At 71.0% G+C, this 16,745-nt stretch carries 19 protein-coding genes; 6 read left to right on the top strand and 13 right to left on the bottom strand.

Annotated elements, in window-relative coordinates; all coding sequences use genetic code 11:
• Nucleotides 1-84 precede the first annotated feature (84 nt).
• Both rpsO and ACFWPA_RS10010 read right to left on the bottom strand, forming a co-directional pair.
• Nucleotides 85-354, bottom strand: a complete 270-nt coding sequence (rpsO, locus tag ACFWPA_RS10015; RefSeq protein ID WP_378508836.1) for a 30S ribosomal protein S15 — start codon at nucleotides 352-354, stop codon at nucleotides 85-87.
• A 126-nt stretch (nucleotides 355-480) separates the two neighbouring features.
• On the bottom strand, nucleotides 481-1,455 hold the full coding sequence (locus tag ACFWPA_RS10010; RefSeq protein ID WP_378508837.1) for a bifunctional riboflavin kinase/FAD synthetase: 975 nt from the start codon (nucleotides 1,453-1,455) through the stop codon (nucleotides 481-483).
• Between the two features lie 147 nt (nucleotides 1,456-1,602).
• Here ACFWPA_RS10010 and ACFWPA_RS10005 point away from each other — a divergent pair, with 147 nt between their 5' ends.
• From ACFWPA_RS10005 to ACFWPA_RS09990, 4 genes are all read left to right on the top strand, one after another.
• Nucleotides 1,603-2,322, top strand: a complete 720-nt coding sequence (locus tag ACFWPA_RS10005) for a metal-dependent transcriptional regulator (RefSeq protein ID WP_378508838.1) — start codon at nucleotides 1,603-1,605, stop codon at nucleotides 2,320-2,322.
• Between the two features lie 14 nt (nucleotides 2,323-2,336).
• Complete coding sequence (locus ACFWPA_RS10000) at nucleotides 2,337-2,741, top strand: hypothetical protein (protein WP_378570091.1); 405 nt, start codon at nucleotides 2,337-2,339, stop codon at nucleotides 2,739-2,741.
• Between the two features lie 115 nt (nucleotides 2,742-2,856).
• Nucleotides 2,857-3,642 (top strand): DsbA family protein, encoded by a 786-nt coding sequence (locus tag ACFWPA_RS09995; protein WP_378570090.1) that lies wholly within the window; start codon nucleotides 2,857-2,859, stop codon nucleotides 3,640-3,642.
• Entirely contained in the window at nucleotides 3,639-4,508 is an 870-nt protein-coding gene (locus ACFWPA_RS09990) for a cytochrome c biogenesis CcdA family protein (protein ID WP_378508841.1), read from the top strand. Before ACFWPA_RS09995 ends, ACFWPA_RS09990 begins: the two co-directional genes overlap by 4 nt.
• Before the next feature lie 3 nt (nucleotides 4,509-4,511).
• Here ACFWPA_RS09990 and truB read toward each other — a convergent pair whose 3' ends face one another.
• From truB to rimP, 11 genes are all read right to left on the bottom strand, one after another.
• Nucleotides 4,512-5,432, bottom strand: a complete 921-nt coding sequence (gene truB / locus ACFWPA_RS09985) for a tRNA pseudouridine(55) synthase TruB (RefSeq protein ID WP_378508842.1) — start codon at nucleotides 5,430-5,432, stop codon at nucleotides 4,512-4,514.
• 11 nt (nucleotides 5,433-5,443) lie between these two features.
• Complete coding sequence (npt, locus tag ACFWPA_RS09980; protein WP_378570089.1) at nucleotides 5,444-6,118, bottom strand: 4'-phosphopantetheinyl transferase Npt; 675 nt, start codon at nucleotides 6,116-6,118, stop codon at nucleotides 5,444-5,446.
• A complete protein-coding gene (locus ACFWPA_RS09975; protein ID WP_378508844.1) occupies nucleotides 6,115-7,041 on the bottom strand; it encodes a metallophosphoesterase family protein in 927 nt (308 codons plus the stop codon). The genes npt and ACFWPA_RS09975 overlap by 4 nt, the downstream gene beginning before the upstream one ends.
• Nucleotides 7,042-7,046: 5 nt before the next feature.
• Nucleotides 7,047-8,483: an MATE family efflux transporter gene (locus ACFWPA_RS09970; protein WP_378508845.1), complete on the bottom strand. Its 1,437-nt coding sequence runs from the start codon at nucleotides 8,481-8,483 to the stop codon at nucleotides 7,047-7,049.
• Entirely contained in the window at nucleotides 8,476-9,477 is a 1,002-nt protein-coding gene (locus tag ACFWPA_RS09965) for a bifunctional oligoribonuclease/PAP phosphatase NrnA (protein WP_378570088.1), read from the bottom strand. Before ACFWPA_RS09965 ends, ACFWPA_RS09970 begins: the two co-directional genes overlap by 8 nt.
• A gap of 9 nt (nucleotides 9,478-9,486) precedes the next feature.
• A complete protein-coding gene (gene rbfA / locus ACFWPA_RS09960) occupies nucleotides 9,487-9,951 on the bottom strand; it encodes a 30S ribosome-binding factor RbfA (RefSeq protein WP_378508847.1) in 465 nt (154 codons plus the stop codon).
• 113 nt (nucleotides 9,952-10,064) lie between these two features.
• Nucleotides 10,065-10,355 (bottom strand): DUF503 domain-containing protein, encoded by a 291-nt coding sequence (locus ACFWPA_RS09955; protein ID WP_378508848.1) that lies wholly within the window; start codon nucleotides 10,353-10,355, stop codon nucleotides 10,065-10,067.
• A 68-nt stretch (nucleotides 10,356-10,423) separates the two neighbouring features.
• Nucleotides 10,424-13,258, bottom strand: a complete 2,835-nt coding sequence (infB, locus tag ACFWPA_RS09950) for a translation initiation factor IF-2 (protein WP_378570087.1) — start codon at nucleotides 13,256-13,258, stop codon at nucleotides 10,424-10,426.
• Nucleotides 13,259-13,434: 176 nt separating this feature from the next.
• Nucleotides 13,435-13,794, bottom strand: coding sequence for a YlxR family protein (locus ACFWPA_RS09945; protein ID WP_378509443.1), 360 nt, complete (start codon nucleotides 13,792-13,794; stop codon nucleotides 13,435-13,437).
• A 45-nt stretch (nucleotides 13,795-13,839) separates the two neighbouring features.
• Nucleotides 13,840-14,859 carry a transcription termination factor NusA gene (gene nusA / locus ACFWPA_RS09940; RefSeq protein ID WP_378509446.1) on the bottom strand — a complete coding sequence of 340 codons (1,020 nt, stop codon included), beginning with the start codon at nucleotides 14,857-14,859 and terminating at the stop codon, nucleotides 13,840-13,842.
• Nucleotides 14,860-14,875: 16 nt separating this feature from the next.
• A complete protein-coding gene (gene rimP / locus ACFWPA_RS09935; RefSeq protein WP_378509442.1) occupies nucleotides 14,876-15,454 on the bottom strand; it encodes a ribosome maturation factor RimP in 579 nt (192 codons plus the stop codon).
• Nucleotides 15,455-15,628: 174 nt separating this feature from the next.
• On the opposite strand from rimP, the gene ACFWPA_RS09930 reads away from it, so the two are divergent.
• Nucleotides 15,629-16,165: a hypothetical protein gene (locus tag ACFWPA_RS09930; RefSeq protein WP_378570086.1), complete on the top strand. Its 537-nt coding sequence runs from the start codon at nucleotides 15,629-15,631 to the stop codon at nucleotides 16,163-16,165.
• Nucleotides 16,162-16,626, top strand: a complete 465-nt coding sequence (locus ACFWPA_RS09925) for a ferritin-like domain-containing protein (RefSeq protein WP_378509440.1) — start codon at nucleotides 16,162-16,164, stop codon at nucleotides 16,624-16,626. The genes ACFWPA_RS09930 and ACFWPA_RS09925 overlap by 4 nt, the downstream gene beginning before the upstream one ends.
• The last annotated feature ends 119 nt before the right edge of the window (nucleotides 16,627-16,745 follow it).

Raw genomic sequence — 16,745 nt, 5'->3', positions numbered from 1 at the left:
ATGCACTCGCCTCGTTGGCTACCGGGATGTTCACGTCCGCACCGACCCACCGTGTCGCGGGCGGTACCGGACGAGAGATCATTCTTATCGACGCAGGCCCAGACGCTCGATGAGCGAACGGTAACGCGCGATGTCGACCTTCTGGACGTACTTGAGCAGACGACGACGACGTCCGACCAGCAGCAGCAGGCCGCGGCGGGAGTGGTGATCGTGCTTGTGCATCTTGAGGTGCTCGGTGAGATCGACGATCCGCTTGGTCAGCAGCGCAACCTGCGCCTCCGGCGAACCGGTGTCGGTCTCGTGCAGCCCGTACTCGGAGAGGACGGCCTTCTTCTGTTCGGTGGTCAGCGCCACTGTCACTCCTGTTACTGATGTCTGCGCGACGAAAACACGGGCGGACCCGCGTGGCGCGGCCGCCGCAGACCGCAGCACACACCGAGAGCAGATCCTACCAGGCGCTTCACCGACCCCCGCCCGGCGTCAGCCGAGGTCGCTCGCCCGCCCAAGCAGGTCACGGGTCTCGTCCACATCCCGGCCCATCTGCGCGATCAGCGCCTCCACCGAGTCGAACCGGTCCATCCCCCGTAGGCGGCGCACGAAGTCGACGGCGACGTGCTGGCCGTACAGGTCCGGCGACACGTCGAGGACGTAGGCCTCGACGGTCCGGGTCCGGCCCGAGAACGTCGGATTGGTGCCCACCGACACCGCGGCCATGTGCGCAACCCCGGGGGTCAGCGAGCCCTCGACCGGGTCCTGGGTGAGCACGGTGAACCACGCGGCGTAGACGCCGTCGGCGGGGATCGCGGCATGCTCGGGCGGCGAGACGTTCGCGGTCGGGAAGCCGAGGTCGCGACCCCGCTTTTCGCCGTGCACCACAACACCCTCGACGCGGTGCGGCCTGCCGAGCGCCTCCGCGGCCGCGGTCACGTCGCCCGCATCCACACACGAGCGGATGTAGGTGGACGAGAAGGTGACCGCGTGCTCGGCGAGCAGATTGACCCCGTCGACGGCGAACCCGAATCGGGCGCCGATGTCGCGGAGCATCGGGACGGTGCCCGCCGCCTTCCTGCCGAAGGTGAAGTTCTCCCCCACCACGACCTCGGCGACGTGCAACCGCTCCACGAGGATCTCGTGGGCGTACTGTTCCGGGCTGAGCTTCATGAACTCCGCGGTGAACGGGACGACGAAGAACACGTCGATGCCCAGTTCCTCGGCCAGCTCGGCCCTCCGCCGCAGCGTGGTCAACTGCGCCGGATGACTGCCGGCCCGCACCACCTCCATCGGGTGCGGATCGAAAGTCATGAGCACACTGGGGATTCCCCGTTCACTCGCCGCCTTGACCGCCCGACCGATCAGCTGGGCGTGCCCGCGGTGCACACCGTCGAAAACGCCGATCGTGAGTACGCAACGGCCCCAGTCGGCAGGAACGTCGTCGAGCCCTCGCCATCTCTGCACGCCTGGAAGCCTACGACCCACCGCGCTGGACGTCACGGTCGGCACCGCCGACGCACGTCACTGTCGGCACCGCCGACGCACGTCGCGTTCGGCACTGCCACGAGTGTCGACGTGTCACCCCGACAGCGCATTGCCTAAGCTCGATTCGTGCCCGACCGTAAGCGTGGATCCGACGAGACGACCGATGACATTGTCCTGACGCCCGTCGCCCAGGACTACCTGAAGGTGATCTGGACGGCCGGGGAATGGTCGGGTGAGCAGGTGTCGACCAAGATGCTCGCCGAACGGATCGGGGTGTCCGCGTCGACGGTGTCCGAGGCGATCCGCAAGCTCGCCGACCAGGGGCTCGTCGACCATGCCCGATACGGGTCGATCTCCCTGACCGACAGCGGCCGGTCCGCCGCGGTCGCGATGGTGCGCAGGCACCGGCTGATCGAGACGTACCTCGTCTGCGAACTCGGCTACGGCTGGGACGAGGTGCACGACGAGGCGGAGGTGCTCGAGCACGCGGTCTCGGACCTGATGATCGAGCGGATGGACGCCAAGCTGGGGCACCCCGAACGCGACCCGCACGGCGACCCGATCCCGACCGCGGACGGCACCATCCCCACGCCGGCGGCCCGCCAGCTCAGCGACTTCACCGACGGCGAATCCGGCGTCGTCGCCCGGATCTCCGACTCGGACCCGGCGATGCTGCGGTACTTCGACTCCGTCGGGATCGCGTTGGACGTGACCATCGCCGTCGTCGAACGACGCGACTACGCGGGCACCCTGTCGGTGCGGCTCGGCGAGACCACCGACCCGTCGGGAGGCGCCGTCGAACTGGGCACCCCGGCGGCCGAGGCGATCTGGCTGGTGGACCACTGATCGGGCGGCCCGGCGTGACGCGTCGACGCCGACCGGTGCTGCTGCGGGGCCTGGCCACCGCGATCATCGGGCTCCTGGTCGGCATCGTGGTCGCGTGCACGTACACCGAACCGGCGGCCGTTGCCGACGACCCGGCCGGGTCGTCGGCGGCGGCCGCGTCGGCCGTCGCGCAGGGCACGCAGGCAGGCGCCGAGGAGGCCGCCGACCGCGCGGGCGGATGCCGCCGTGCACCCACCGATCCGACCACCCCGATGCAGGGCTCCGTGCCGCACCGCGAGGACCATCGCCTGCCGCTCACCGTCCTCGACGGGCCCGCGTCGATGCGCCTCGAGCGACCCGGCCAGCGCGGCTTCGTCCCGATCGACACCACCGGCCCCCCGTCACCGGCCCTCGACCTGTCCACCGTCCTGCGAATTTAGATGACCCACCGACCGCGACGGTGCCCCAAGCGGGCGCCCGCGGCGGTGTCGTCACCACCCTTCATTCGCAGCACGCGCCGAGCAGTGTCGGCGCGCAGACAGGAGTCGTCCCGTCATGTCCCCCCGTTCCCGCACCTCCCCGTCCAGCACCGTGCCCACCGGCTCACCGACCCGCCGAATCGCGGCCGTCGCGGTCGCCCTCGCCGCGGTCGTCCTGCTGGTCATCGCCATCGCCCAGATCGTGAGCAGCACCAGCACCGAACCCGAACCCGACTCCGAGCCCTCGGCAGCCACCGGCCAGTACGCCAACAACGACATGTACCGGGACCTGGCAACCCTGGCCCGCCGCGACCCCGCCGACCCGATGGCGCTCGGCTCGCCGACCGCACCGGTGGTGATGATCGAGTACTCCGATCTGCAATGCCCGTACTGCCGCCAGTTCGCCCAGACCACCGAGCCCGAACTCGTCGCGAAGTACGTGGACCGCGGCCTGCTGCGGATCGAGTGGCGCAACCTCGCCTTCTTCGGGGAGGAGTCCGAGCGGGCCGCGCGGGCAGGCTGGGCCGCCGGGCAGCAGGGCCGGTTCTGGGAACTGCACGAGTTGATGTTCGAGAATGCCCCCGCCAAGAAGAACACCGGCGTGTTCACCGCCGACCGGCTGACCGAATGGGCGGGACTGGCCGGGGTCGGGGACCTCGATCGGTTCCGGGCCGACCTGGATTCCGATGCCGCGCGGGCCGCGGTCACCGCCGACATCACCGAGGCGGTCGGCATCGGCGTCAACTCGACGCCCGCGTTCCTGATCAACGGCAGGCCGATCCTCGGCGCCCGCCCGGTCGAGCAGATGATCGCCGTCATCGAGGCGGGTCTGCTCGACGAGGCGCCTGGCGGCGGGCAGTGAATGCCGGAATCGGGTACGGCGCAGCCTTCCTCGGCGGGCTGCTTGCGCTGCTGAGCCCCTGCAGCGCCCTGCTGCTGCCCAGCTTCTTCGCGTACTCGTTCGGCTCCACCGGAAGGCTCGTCGCCCGCACCGGAACCTTCTACCTCGGCCTGTGCACCACCCTGGTGCCGCTCGGGGCGGCCGGGTCGCTGCTGGGCGGGGTGCTCAGCACCCACCGCGAGACGGTGATCACCGTCGGCGGCCTGACCATCATCGCGATGGGGATCCTTCAGATCGTCGGCCGCGGCTTCTCGTTCGGGTTCGCGCAGCGCGCGATGGCCCGGCAGGGCCGGTCGGACCGGGCCGGCTCGGTCTACCTGCTCGGCATGGTCTACGGCCTGTCCGGGTTCTGCGTCGGCCCCATCCTCGGGTCGATCCTCACCGTCGCGGCGCTGAGTTCGTCACCGCTGCACGGCGGGTCGCTGCTCGCGGTCTATGCCCTCGGCATGGCGATGCCGCTGTTCGTGATGGCCGCGGTGTGGGATCGATTCGACCTCGGCCGCCGCCGCTGGCTGCGTGGCCGGGTGCTCACCGTCGGGCGGGTCGAGTTGCACACGACCTCGCTGCTCTCCGGTCTCTTCTTCGTCGCGGTCGGGGTGCTGTTCCTCGTCTCGGACGGCACGTCCGCGCTGGCCGGAGCGGTCGGCGCGGACACCGGCGTCGCACTCGAGAGCTGGGTCCTGCGGCTGGCCGGTGCGATCCCGATGACCACGCTGGCGGCGCTGCTCGGCGGCGCGGCGCTGCTGGTCGTGGCGTGGCGGCTGTTCCGGCCCCGCGCCGAGGCCCCGGTTCCGGTCCCCGCCCCGGAGCGGGACCGCGAGGGCTGAGGCTCAGCTCTCCCGTAGGGTCGCCGGGCGGACGACCATCACCGAACTCGCCCGGCGACCGCGCTCCTGCAGCAACGCGATGGTGTGCCCGCCGGGATCGATCGCGGCGTAGGTGCCGGGGATGCCGATCGGCTCGAGCCAGCGGCCCTGGCTGATCGACTCGGCCTCCGCCGCGGTGATCGGCCGGTGCGCGAACGCCGTCTGGCAGGCCGAATCGATGTCCAGGCTGACCGCGGGGTCGTCGGCCAGCCGGTCGAGGGTGCGGGCATGCTCAAGGGTGAACGGTCCGACCCGGGTGCGGCGCAGCGCCGTCAGGTGCCCGCCGACGCCGAGCGCGGCACCGAGATCCCGCGCAAGGGCCCGCACGTAGGTGCCCGACGAGCACTCCACCTCGACATCGACGTCGACGAAGGTGCCCGGCCTACGGATGGCGGTCACATCGAACCGGTCCACGGTGACGGGCCGCGCCTCGAGCTCGAACTCGGCGCCCTCGCGGACCAGCTTGTGCGCGCGCTGTCCGTCCACCTTGATCGCGCTGACCCGGGTCGGCACCTGCTCGATGTTCCCGGTCAGGGTCGCGATCACCGCGGCAACCTGCTCGTCACCGACGGCGGAGGCGTCCGCGTCGGCGAGCACCTCGCCCTCCGCGTCATCGGTGGAGGTGGATTGCCCGAGCCGGATCGTGGCCGAGTACGCCTTGGTGGTCAGTGACAGCAGACCGAGCAGCTTGGTCGCGCGCTCCACACCAAGGACCAGCACCCCGGTGGCCATCGGGTCCAGGGTGCCCGCGTGCCCGACCTTGCGGGTATGCAGGATCTTCCGGCACTTCGCCACGACGTCGTGACTGGTCATGCCCGCGTCCTTGTCGACGATCAACAACCCGGCGCCGTGCAGGCCGGAGGACGGGGGGCGGTGAGCAGACACGGTTTTCGAGCCTACTGGACCGTGATGGCGGCGATCACCAGGCCGCCGTCGACGAGCCAGCGACCGTCGAACGCCGACAGCGGCGGGCCGTCCTTCGTCTCCCCCGATACCAGCAGGTCGGTGTGGAAGGTGCCGGTCGCGGTGTCCCCGTCCGACGCGCCGAGGGTGAACGTGATGTGCGCGTCCTCGAACCCGAGCCAGCGGAAGGTCAGCGGGAACCACGCCTTGTAGGTGGCCTCCTTCGCGCAGAACAGCAACCGATCCCAGTGCACGGCGACGCCATCGGGGGTGCCGCCGGCGAGCCAGGCGCGTTCGGCGGGCAGGCTGACCGCCTCGAGCACCCCGTCCGGGAGCGGTCCGTGCGGTTCGGCGTCGATGCCCACCGAGCGGACCGCCATCGAGTAGCCGAGCACCGCGCCGCGGTAGCCGTCGCAGTGGGTCAGGCTGCCGACCACACCCCGCGGGAACAGCGGAACCCCCCGCTCACCCTTGAGGATCGGAGCCGGGTCGACGCCGAGCTTGCCCAGCGCCTGACGGGCACAGTGCCGAACGCTGACGAACTCGCGCCGCCGCTTCTCGACGGCCTTCGCGATCAGCGCGGCCTCGCTCGGGTGCGGCTGGAGTTCCGGCGGGTCGGCGAACAGTTCCGCATACTCCACACCTGCCGGGAGAATCTTCTCGATCACGCGCGTGCCGCCCTCATACGTTCCATCTCCGCCTCCTGCTCGGCGGTCACCTTGAAATGCCCGCCCCACTTGTTGAGCGTGCCCGGACCGTACTCCGGCACCGGCAGGATCTGCCGCAACAGCTTCTCCGGCAGCCCGCGGCGCTGCCACTCGCGCGGGTAGCCCAACGACACCTCCTCGAACCGGACCCCGTCATACCAGGTGGTGCGCGGGATGTGCAGGTGCCCGTAGACACTGCAGATCGCGTTGTACCGGGTGTGCCAGTCCGCCGTCCGTTCGGTGCCGCACCACAGCGAGAACTCCGGGTAGAACAGCACCCGCGTCGGTTCCCGGACCAGCGGGAAGTGGTTGATCAGCACCGTCGGGATGGACAGGTCGAGCGCGTCGAGGCGGGCCCGGGTCGTTTCCAGCCGGGCCGCGCACCAGGCGTCGCGGGTCGCGTACGGCTCCGAGGAGAGCAGGAACTCGTCGGTGGCGACGACGTTCTTGTCGCGGGCGTACTCGAGGGCCTCCTCCTTGGTCGCGGTGCCCTCGGGCCGGAACGTGTAGTCGTAGAGCAGGAACATCGGTACGAGCGTCGCCGGGCCACCCTCCCCGTCCCACACCGGGTACGGGTCCTCGGGGGTGAGCACGCCGAGTTCGCGGCACATCGTGACGAGGTAGTCGTACCGGGCGGCGCCGTGGATCTGCACCGGGTCCTTCGCCGTGGTCCACAGTTCGTGGTTGCCCGGCACCCAGATCACCTTCTCGAACCGGCCGCGCAGCGTCTTCAGCGCCCACGCGATGTCGTCGGTCTTCTCCGACACGTCACCGGCGAGGATCAGCCAGTCCTGCGGCGACTCCGGGTACAACTCCTCGGTGACGGGACGATTCCCCTTGTGCCCGACATGGATGTCGCTCACCGCCCACAGCTTGCGTGTCACGCCAACTACCTTCCCGTCCCACTCTTTCGCGCCTGGTTTCTCGACTGGATGTCGGCACCGCCGACCGAACGCTGACTGTCGGCACCGCCGACCGAACGCTGGATGTCGGCACCGCCGACGGCCCAGCGCCCCGATCGTGCCCGCAGCACGACCGCAAGCATCCGCAGCAGCATGAACACCGTCAGCCCCGTCCAGATTCCTGCCAGCCCCCAGTCGTACGCGAGCGAGAGCCAGATCGGCGGCAGGAATCCGACGACCGCGCAGGCCAGGGTGGCGTTCCGCAGGAACGCGGCGTCCCCGGCCCCGAGCAGCACCCCGTCGAGCGCGAACACCACACCCGCGACCGGCATGATCGCCACGAAGAACCACCAGATGACCGTGATCTGCTGCTGGACGTCGGCGTCGGGCGTGAACAGGGTCGGGACCACCCGATGGCCGAGCACGAAGACCGCGGCCAGCAGCAGCGCGAAGACGGTCGACCATCCGGTCAGCCTGCGGGCCAGCGCCCGCGCACCGGCGACCCGGCCCGCACCGAGCGCGGCACCGACCAGGGTCTGTGCGGCGATCGCCAGCGAATCGAGGGTCAGCGCGACGAGATTCCACAGCTGCAGCACCACCTGGTGCGCGGCCACGGAGGCGGCCCCGAACCGGGACGCCACCGCCGCGGCGGACAGGAAGCAGGCCTGAAACGCCAGGCTCCGCAGGATCAGGTCCCGACCGAGCACCACCTGGGCGCGCATCACCGAGGACCGGGGCCGCAGCGGGACCCCGGACCGAATCAGCGCCGCCGCGAAGCAGGACGCCGTCACCACCTGGCCAGCCACGTTCGCCACCGCCGACCCGACCAGTTCCATCCGCGGCGCCCCGAACAGCCCGTGCACCAGGATCGGGCAGGCCACCGCGGACAACGCGAGCCCGGCGAGGACGAACCGCAGTGGCCGCATCGTGTTCTGGACACCACGCATCCACCCGTTGCCCGCCATCGCGATCAGGATCATCGGTGCACCGAACACCGCGACGCGCAACCAGTCCGCCGCCTCCGCAGCGATGTCGGCGCCGCCCGCGATCAACGCGGTGACCGGTGCCGCCAGCACCTGCACGGCGACGATGATCCCGATCCCGATCGCGGCGGCCAGATAGGTGGCCTGCACGCCCTCCCCGACCGCGCCGCGTTCGTCCCCGGAGCCGTGCAGCCGGGACGCGCGCGCGGTCGTGCCGTACGACAGGAAGGTCAGCTGGGTGCTGACCTGCGCCAGGATCAACCCGCCGACCGCGAGACCCGCCAACGCGAGCGCGTTCAGGTGCCCGACGACGGCGATGTCGAACAGCAGGTACAGCGGCTCGGCGGCGAGCACGCCCAGCGCGGGCAGCGCCAACCCGAGGATCCGGCGGGTCGACGGCCGGTCGTCCGCCCGTACCTCGTCGCCGAGCGGGTCAGCCAACGGTCGCCAGCAGGTCCGTGATCACGTCGTCCGCCTCGCCCTCGGCCGTGTAGCCGGACGCGAAGCGGTGCCCGCCTCCGCCGAGCCGCGCCGCGACATCGGAGACGTCGATCGCCGACTTCGAGCGCAACGACACCGACCAGACGCCGGGTTCGTTCTCCTTGAGCACCGACGCGACCTCCGCTTCCGCGGTGGTGCGGACGATGTCGATGACGGACTCGATCTCCTCGGCGCCGAGTCCGGCGGTGTCCTGGTACCGGATCAGCGCGTACACCAGACCGCGTCCACCGGCGGCGTCCGGCACCAGCTGCGCCGACCCGAGCACGGTCGACAGCATTGGCAGCCATCCGAACGGGTGCGTGTCCAGCAGCCGGCGGGTGATGCCCGCCGAGTCGATGCCGGTGTCGATCAGGCGTTCGGCGAGCGCATGCGTGCCCGGCTGCACCCACCGGAACGACCCGGTGTCGGTGACCAGGCCAGCGAACAGGCAGTGTGCGATGTCCCGGTCGATCTCGACCCCCCACCGGTCGAACAGCCGGGTCAGCACGGCCGCGGTGGCCTCGGCCGAATCGTCGATCAGGTTGTGGTGCCCGTAGCGGGTATTCGACCGATGGTGGTCGATGACCAGCGTCACGCGGGCGGCGTCCAGCCGGTCACCGAGGCGCCCCAGCCTGCCGCGGCTGCCGCAGTCCACCGTCACGACCAGGTCCGCGACCTCGGCCACCTCGTCCGGCGGGACCAGCAGCGACACCCCGGGCAGGGTGCGCATCGACTCCGGAAGCACCGCGGGTTGCGCGAACGACACCTGCACCGGCGTGCCCCTGCGGTCGAGCGCCAACGCAAGCGCCAGCCCGCTGCCGATGGTGTCGGCGTCCGGTTGGACGTGGCACAGCACCGTCACCGAGGTGGCGTCCGACAGCAGGGTCACCGCGGTCGCGAGGTCGATGTCCCGCGACGGTTCCTGCGGCTGTGATGTCTGCGCGGTCACGGTCATTGCCCGGTCCTAGTCGGCGTCGCGGGCGTCGTCGTCGGCCGCGGCCCGTTGCTCCCGATACGGGTCCTCGTCGCCGGCGTGCGCCGCGCCCTCCCGCGCCTTCGCGACCTCGTCGTCGGCCGCGCGGGCCCGGGCCAGCAGTTCCTCCATGTGCCGGGCCGCGTCGGGGACGGTGTCCGCGACAAACGTCAGGGTCGGGGTGAACCGGACCCCGGTGCCCGCACCCACCTTCGACCGCAGCACCCCGGTCGCCTTCGCCAGGCCTGCCGCGGCACCCTCGTGGTCGGGTTCACTGCCGAGATCGACGCCGCGGACCGTGTAGAACACGGTCGCGTCGTGCAGGTCGGCGGTCACCTTCGCGTCGGTGATGGTGACGTAGTCGAGCCGCGGATCCTTGATCTCGTGGTCGATCGCCGATGCCACGATCGTCGCGATGCGCTTGGCGAGCTTGCGTGCCCGCGCCGGATCTGCCATGACCGGAGTCCCTTCTCACACGGCGGCGCCGGATCGCTCCTGACGGTGACGCCGCCGCCAACAATTGAAATACATGAAATACACCCTGGCCGGATGCCCGCATCAACCGGGGTTCAGTCCTCGGGGCCGAACAACCTGCGACGCGCGGACAGCAACTGCAGTTCCGGGCGGGCCGCGACCGCGCGCTCACAGGTGTCGAGGACCTCGGTGAGGTGCCCGACGTCGGCACTCGCCACCGCAACACCGATCTCGGCGCGGCGGTAGCGGTCCTGGTCACCGGTCTCCGCGACCGACACCCCGAACCGGGCAAGCGCGGCGATCACGGGCTTGACCACCGAACGCTTCTCCTTCAGGGACCGGACGTCACCGAGCAGCACGTCCAGTTCCAGGGCACCGAGATACAACCGGCCTCCACACGATCACGGGGTGCCCCGCGGGCCGGGCAGGCCCACGGGACACCCACGGTTGCGATCTAGTCGCGCGGCTTCTCGCGCAGCTCGTACGCCTCGATCACGTCACCGACCTTGATGTCGCTGTAGGTGACGGTCAGACCGCACTCGTAACCCTCGCGCACCTCGGTGGCGTCGTCCTTCTCCCGCTTCAGCGAGGAGATGGTGACCGTCTCCGCGACGACGACGTTGTCCCGCAGCAGGCGGGCCTTCGCGTTGCGCCGCATGATGCCGGAGGTGACCAGGCAGCCCGCGATGTTGCCGACCTTCGAGGACCGGAACATCGCACGGATCTCCGCCTTGCCGAGCTCGACCTCTTCGTAGACCGGCTTGAGCATGCCCTTGAGGGCCTTCTCGATCTCGTCGATGGCCTGGTAGATCACCGAGTAGTACCGGATGTCGACGCCCTCGCGGTTGGCGAGCTCGGTCGCCTTGCCCTCCGCGCGGACGTTGAAGCCGATGATGATCGCGTTCGACGCCGACGCCAGGTTGACGTTGGTCTCGGTGATGCCACCGACACCGCGGTCGATGACCCGCAGCTGCACCTCGTCGTCGATCTCGATCCCGAGCAGCGCCTCCTCGAGGGCCTCCACGGTGCCGGAGTTGTCGCCCTTGAGGATGAGGTTGAGCTCGTTGTGCTCCTTGAGCGCGGCATCCAGATCCTCGAGGCTGATCCGCTTGCGGCTGCGGGCCGCGAGCGCGTTGCGCTTGCGGGCGTTGCGCCGGTCCGCGATCTGCCGTGCGATCCGGTCCTCGTCGACGACGAGCAGGTTGTCGCCCGCACCGGGCACCGACGTGAAGCCGATGACCTGGACCGGACGCGACGGCAGCGCCTCGAGGACGTCGTCGCCGTGCTCGTCGACCATGCGGCGCACGCGACCGTAGGCGTCGCCCGCGACGATCGAGTCGCCGACCCGCAGGGTGCCGCGCTGGATGAGCACGGTCGCCACCGGGCCGCGGCCGCGGTCGAGGTGCGCCTCGATGGCGACACCCTGGGCGTCCATGTCCGGGTTGGCACGCAGGTCCAGCGACGCGTCCGCGGTGAGCAGGACCGCCTCGAGCAGGTGCTCGATGTTGGTGCCCTGCTTGGCGGAGATGTCGACGAACATGGTCTCGCCGCCGTACTCCTCGGCGACCAGGCCGTACTCGGTGAGCTGACCGCGGATCTTCGCCGGGTCGGCGCCCTCCTTGTCGATCTTGTTGACCGCGACCACGATCGGCACGTCGGCCGCCTGGGCGTGGTTGATCGCCTCGACCGTCTGCGGCATGACGCCGTCGTCGGCCGCGACGACCAGGATCGCGATGTCGGTGGCCTTCGCACCACGGGCACGCATGGCGGTGAACGCCTCGTGGCCCGGGGTGTCGATGAACGTCACCAGCCGCTCGACGCCGTCCAGCTCGGTCAGCACCTGGTAGGCGCCGATGTGCTGGGTGATGCCACCGGCCTCGCCCTCGCGGACGTTGGCCTTGCGGATCGTGTCCAGCAGGCGGGTCTTGCCGTGGTCGACGTGACCCATGACGGTGACCACCGGCGGACGCTGCTCGAGGTCCTCCTCGCCGCCCGCGTCCTCGCCGTAGGTGAGGTCGAACGACTCGAGGAGCTCGCGGTCCTCGTCCTCCGGGCTGACGACCTGGACGACGTAGTTCATCTCGCCGCCGAGCAGCTCAAGGGTCTCGTCGTTGACGGACTGCGTCGCCGTGACCATCTCGCCCAGGTTGAACAGCGCCTGGACCAGTGCCGACGGGTTGACGTCGATCTTCTCGGCGAAGTCCGACAGGGACGCACCGCGGGCGAGCCGGATGGTCTCGCCGTTGCCGCGGGGCAGCCGCACGCCGCCGACGGCGGGTGCCTGCATGGAGTCGTACTCTTGCCGCTTCTGCCGCTTCGACTTGCGGCCACGCCGGGGCGCGCCACCGGGACGACCGAACGCTCCTGCCGCGGCACCGCGCTGACCGGGGCGACCGCCGCCGCCGGGACGACCGCGGAAGCCTCCACCCGCGGGTGCGCCGGCACCGGGAGCACCCGGGGCGCCGCCGCCACCGCCGCGGTAGCCGCCGCCACCGCCGCCGCCGGGACGCCCACCCGGGCCGCCGGGACGGCCGCCGCCGGGGCGACCGGCGCCGGGCGCCGGACGGGACGAACGCGCGGGCATCGCGCCGGGATTCGGGCGCGGGGGCATCGAGCCGGGGCTCGGCCGCGGGCCGCCCTGGCCCGGAGCCGGACGGGGACCGCCGGGTCCCGCCTGGGGGCGCGGGGCGCCGGGAACCGGACGGGGACCTGCCTGGCCGGGACCCGGTCGCGGGCCGCCGGGCCGCGGCGCCGGGCGCGGTGCCGGACGCTCAGCCGGGGCCGACGAGTACGGGTTGTTGCCGACCCGCGGCGCCTTCGGTCCGGGCTTGGGGCCCGGTGCGGCCGGTCGCGGTGCCGGAGCCGCCGGAGCGGCGGGGGCCGCCGCTGCGGGTGCCGCCGGGGCCGGGGCGGGCGCCGGGGCCGGAGCCGCGGGCTTCGGGCCCGGGGTCGGCGGCTTGGGGGCCGCCGCAGCCGGGGTGGGCTGCGGGGTCGCCGCAGCGGGGGCCGGGGCGGCAGGAGCCGCCGGGGCCGGGGCTGCCGGCTTCGGGCCGGGACGGGGTCCGCCCGGCTTCGCGGTGGTGGCCGGCTTCGCGGCCTCCTGGCGCGCGGGAGCCGCCTCCCCCTTGGCCGACGGGAACGACTCCCGCAGCCGTCGCGCAACCGGCGCCTCCACGGTGGAGGACGCCGACTTCACGAATTCGCCCTGCTCCTTGAGCCGAGCGAGAAGTTCCTTGCTGGTGACACCGAGTTCCTTGGCCAACTCGTGCACGCGGGCCTTGCCTGCCACTGCTCTCCTCTACTGAGAGGTCGAGCGTGGCTGATGCCCGCACGACCTCGGGTTAACTCCGATGGACGATCATCGTTGGTGCTTCACGGTGTGCTCATGAGTGTGTTTGCCTGACTCTTCTCGAGAGATTGCCTGTGTTCCCGGGTACTGGTGGTGCCGTTGTTCGAGTACCGGGTTCACGAGGTACTGCTCTGTTGTGGATGCGGTTCGATCAGGTGATCGGTGCCGAGTACCTCCGCACCGATCGCGCGATCGAGGGCCGCCGTGTCCAGGCTTCCGGACACTCGCAGCGCCCTTCCGAACGCTCGACGCTTCTCCGCCTGGCTCAGGCACCGCCGGTCGGGATGCAACCACGCACCTCGACCGGGAAGCCTGCGCCGCGGATCGGGTACCAGCACCCAGCCCTCCGGCCCGGTCTGTTGCGCCACGATCCTCAGCAGTTCAGCGGCCGACGCGAGTTTCCGACATCCGACGCAGGTTCGCACCGGATGACCGGTGCGCGGGCGCGCGTCTGTCGAGTACTCATGCCGAGCCATTGACCACTCTACCGCTGTTGTCCACCGTTATCCGCACGGCGTCCTCTAGACGCGCGTCGGGGCAGGCCCGGAGGCGCCGCCACCGTCCTGGGCCGCGTCGCTGCGAATGTCGATCCGCCACCCGGTCAGCCGCGCAGCCAGCCGGGCGTTTTGCCCCTCTTTGCCGATGGCCAGCGACAACTGGAAGTCGGGCACCACCACTCGGGCGGCCCGCGCCTCGGCGTCGACGACTGTGACGGACACCACCTTCGACGGCGACAACGCGTTCCCGACGAACCTCGCCGGGTTCTCGTCGAAGTCGATGATGTCGATCTTCTCGCCCGCCAGCTCACTCATGACGTTGCGCACGCGTTGCCCCATCGGGCCGATGCAGGCACCCTTGGCGTTCAGTCCCTGCACCCGGGACCCGACCGCGATCTTGGACCGGTGCCCGGCCTCGCGGGCGACGGCGACGATCTCGACCGACCCGTCCGCGATCTCCGGAACCTCAAGTGCGAACAACTTCCGGACCAGGTTCGGGTGCGTGCGCGACAGGGTGATCTGCGGGCCGCGCTGCCCGCGGGTGACGCCGACGACGTAGCACTTGATCCGCTCGCCGTGCTCGTACACCTCGCCGGGAACCTGCTCGGCGGCAGGCAGGATGCCCTCGGCTCCGGTGGCCTCGCTGCCGATCCGGACGACGACGACACCCCTTGCGTTGGCCCGGGTGTCGCGCTGGATGACACCGCCGACGATCTCCCCCTCGTGGGTCGAGAACTCGCCGAAGCTCTTCTCATTCTCCGCGTCCCGCAGCCGCTGCAGGATCACCTGTCGCGCCGTGGTCGCGGCGATGCGCCCGAAGCCCTCCGGGGTGTCGTCCCACTCCTCGCCGACCCGGTTGCCGTCGACATCGACCTCGGTCGCCATCACCCGAACAAGACCGGACTTGGTGTCGACATCGATCCGGGCGTGCGGCTGATGCCCCTCGGTGTGCCGGTAGGCGGTCAGCAGCGCGCTCTTGATGGTCTCGATGATCGTGTCGACCGAGATCCCCTTGTCGTCCTCGATCGCGCGCAGCGCCGACATTTCGATATGCACTTGTCTATCCCTCCACCTGGAAATCATCGTCAGACTCGCCGGGCTCCGGCTCGTCGATCACGCCGGGGAGCGCACGGCCCGCGGCCACACCCCCCGCCAACTCGAGCTCCTGCGCGTTCGGCGTCGAGAACTCCACCTGCACCACGGCCGTGCGCACATCGGCGATGGCGATCTCCCGGACAACGGGCCCGCCCTTGGCTGGCACGACCAGGGCAACGACACCGTCACCGAGCACACCGACCCGGCCGAGCACCTTCTCGTCACCGATCTCGACCCGTACCCGCCTGCCCTGGGCGCGCCGCCAGTGTCTCGGCTCGGTGAGCGGACGGTCCACCCCCGGGGAGGTGACCTCAAGGGTGTACGGCGCCTCACCGAATTCGGTTGCGCTGTCCAGCCGGTCGGAGATCAGCCGACTCAGGTCCGCGACGGCGTCCAATCCGAGCCCGGCATCGCTGTCGACCATCACCCGAACGACACTCCGGCTGCCTGCCTTCGTGACCGTCACGTCCTCCAGGTCGTAGCCCTGGCGAGGGACGAGATCGGTAAGAAGCTCGATCACCCTCTCCTTCGACGGAACCGGCATCAGTAGAGCTCCTCGTTCAGTTGTGGTCGGATCAGTTGTGGTCGCTCGTCGGCGGCCTCGGGCAGCATTCGCCAGCCGCGGGGCGCGAGGATCTAGAATAACGCGGATTCGACGCCCCGGTGACCACGCCGCCCCTGCGCCTGAACGGGCACCCGGCCTGACAAGATGAGCGCCGTGCCCGCACCCTCGACTCTCCCGCCGCCGTCCGGCGCGGCTCCTCCCTCGTTCCCGGCACTGTCCCGACGCTCGGCGCTGAAGGTGGGCGCCCTGACCGTTGGTCTTGCCGCGGTCGCCGCCGCAGCGGGATGCGCGGGCGCGGACGATCATCCGGACGAACCCGACCCGCTGCTGGCCCCACTCGATGCGGCACGGCGGGACGCGGCCGCCGCACACGCCGCGGCCGCGGTCGCGCCGGAGCGAGCGGGTGCGCTCGCCGTCATCGCCACGGAACGCACCGCCCACGCGGACGCCCTTGCCGCCGAGATCACCCGCGCCGCGGGGCAGGATCCGTCGGTGGGCCCCGCGACCACCTCCGCGGCGCTGACCACCGCCCCCGCCGCACCCCCGTCGGTCGACGAGCTGCGCGGCATGCTGGCCGAATCTCAGCGCGGTGCAGCCACACTCGCCAGCACGCTGGACGGCCACCGGGCCGGTCTCGTCGGGTCGATCAGCGCGGCGGTCGCCGCGCAGCAGGCGGTGATGCTGCTATGACCTCCCCCACCACCCCCTCGGCGGCAACCCTCGGGCCGGAGCAGCAGGCCCTCGTCGACGCGCTGCGCGCCGAACACGCGGCGGTGTTCGCGTACGGCATCGTCGCCGCCTACTCGAACCCGACCCGGGCGGCGCAGGTCGCCGCGGACACCGCGGCGCACCGCGCGCGGCGGGACGCGACGATCGACGCACTGTCGGCCGCGAATGTCGATGCGCCTGGCGCGGAGCCGGGATACACGATCCCGTTCCCGGTCGCCGACCCGACGGCCGCGATCCAGTTGGCCGTGCAAATCGAGGCCGACACCGCGACCGCCTGGCGGTCGGTGATCGAACGCGCACAGTCCGAGCCCGTCCGGGCGGCCGCCGTCGACGCACTCACCGAATCCGCACTCCGGGCAGCCAGCTGGCGGGCCGTCCTCGGGGTCAACCCGCCGACGGTCGCGTTCCCCGGCCAGCCCTAACCGCGCTCCGCGCCCGTGCGTGATTTTTACCCCGCAAGGGGTAAAAATAACGCACGGCCGCGGCGCCCGGTCGCGGGGCCGTGACGATTATGAACTTGCCCCCGTCGGGCCCCAAGCCC

Source organism: Rhodococcus sp. NPDC058505 (genome assembly GCF_042720095.1).
GTDB lineage: Bacteria > Actinomycetota > Actinomycetes > Mycobacteriales > Mycobacteriaceae > Rhodococcus_G.
The sequence above is the reverse complement of the archived record's forward strand: the minus strand, read 5'-3'. Positions and strand labels throughout refer to the sequence as shown.

Coding starts and splice junctions, on each gene's coding strand:
- ACFWPA_RS09995 (WP_378570090.1), top strand. CDS start 2,857: ATGTCCCCCCGTTCCCGCACCTCCCCGTCCAGCACCGTGCCCACCGGC.
- ACFWPA_RS09965 (WP_378570088.1), bottom strand. CDS start 9,477: ATGACCGTGACCGCGCAGACATCACAGCCGCAGGAACCGTCGCGGGAC.
- rbfA (WP_378508847.1), bottom strand. CDS start 9,951: ATGGCAGATCCGGCGCGGGCACGCAAGCTCGCCAAGCGCATCGCGACG.
- ACFWPA_RS09945 (WP_378509443.1), bottom strand. CDS start 13,794: ATGGCTCGGCATGAGTACTCGACAGACGCGCGCCCGCGCACCGGTCAT.
- nusA (WP_378509446.1), bottom strand. CDS start 14,859: ATGTCGGCGCTGCGCGCGATCGAGGACGACAAGGGGATCTCGGTCGAC.
- rimP (WP_378509442.1), bottom strand. CDS start 15,454: ATGCCGGTTCCGTCGAAGGAGAGGGTGATCGAGCTTCTTACCGATCTC.
- ACFWPA_RS09925 (WP_378509440.1), top strand. CDS start 16,162: ATGACCTCCCCCACCACCCCCTCGGCGGCAACCCTCGGGCCGGAGCAG.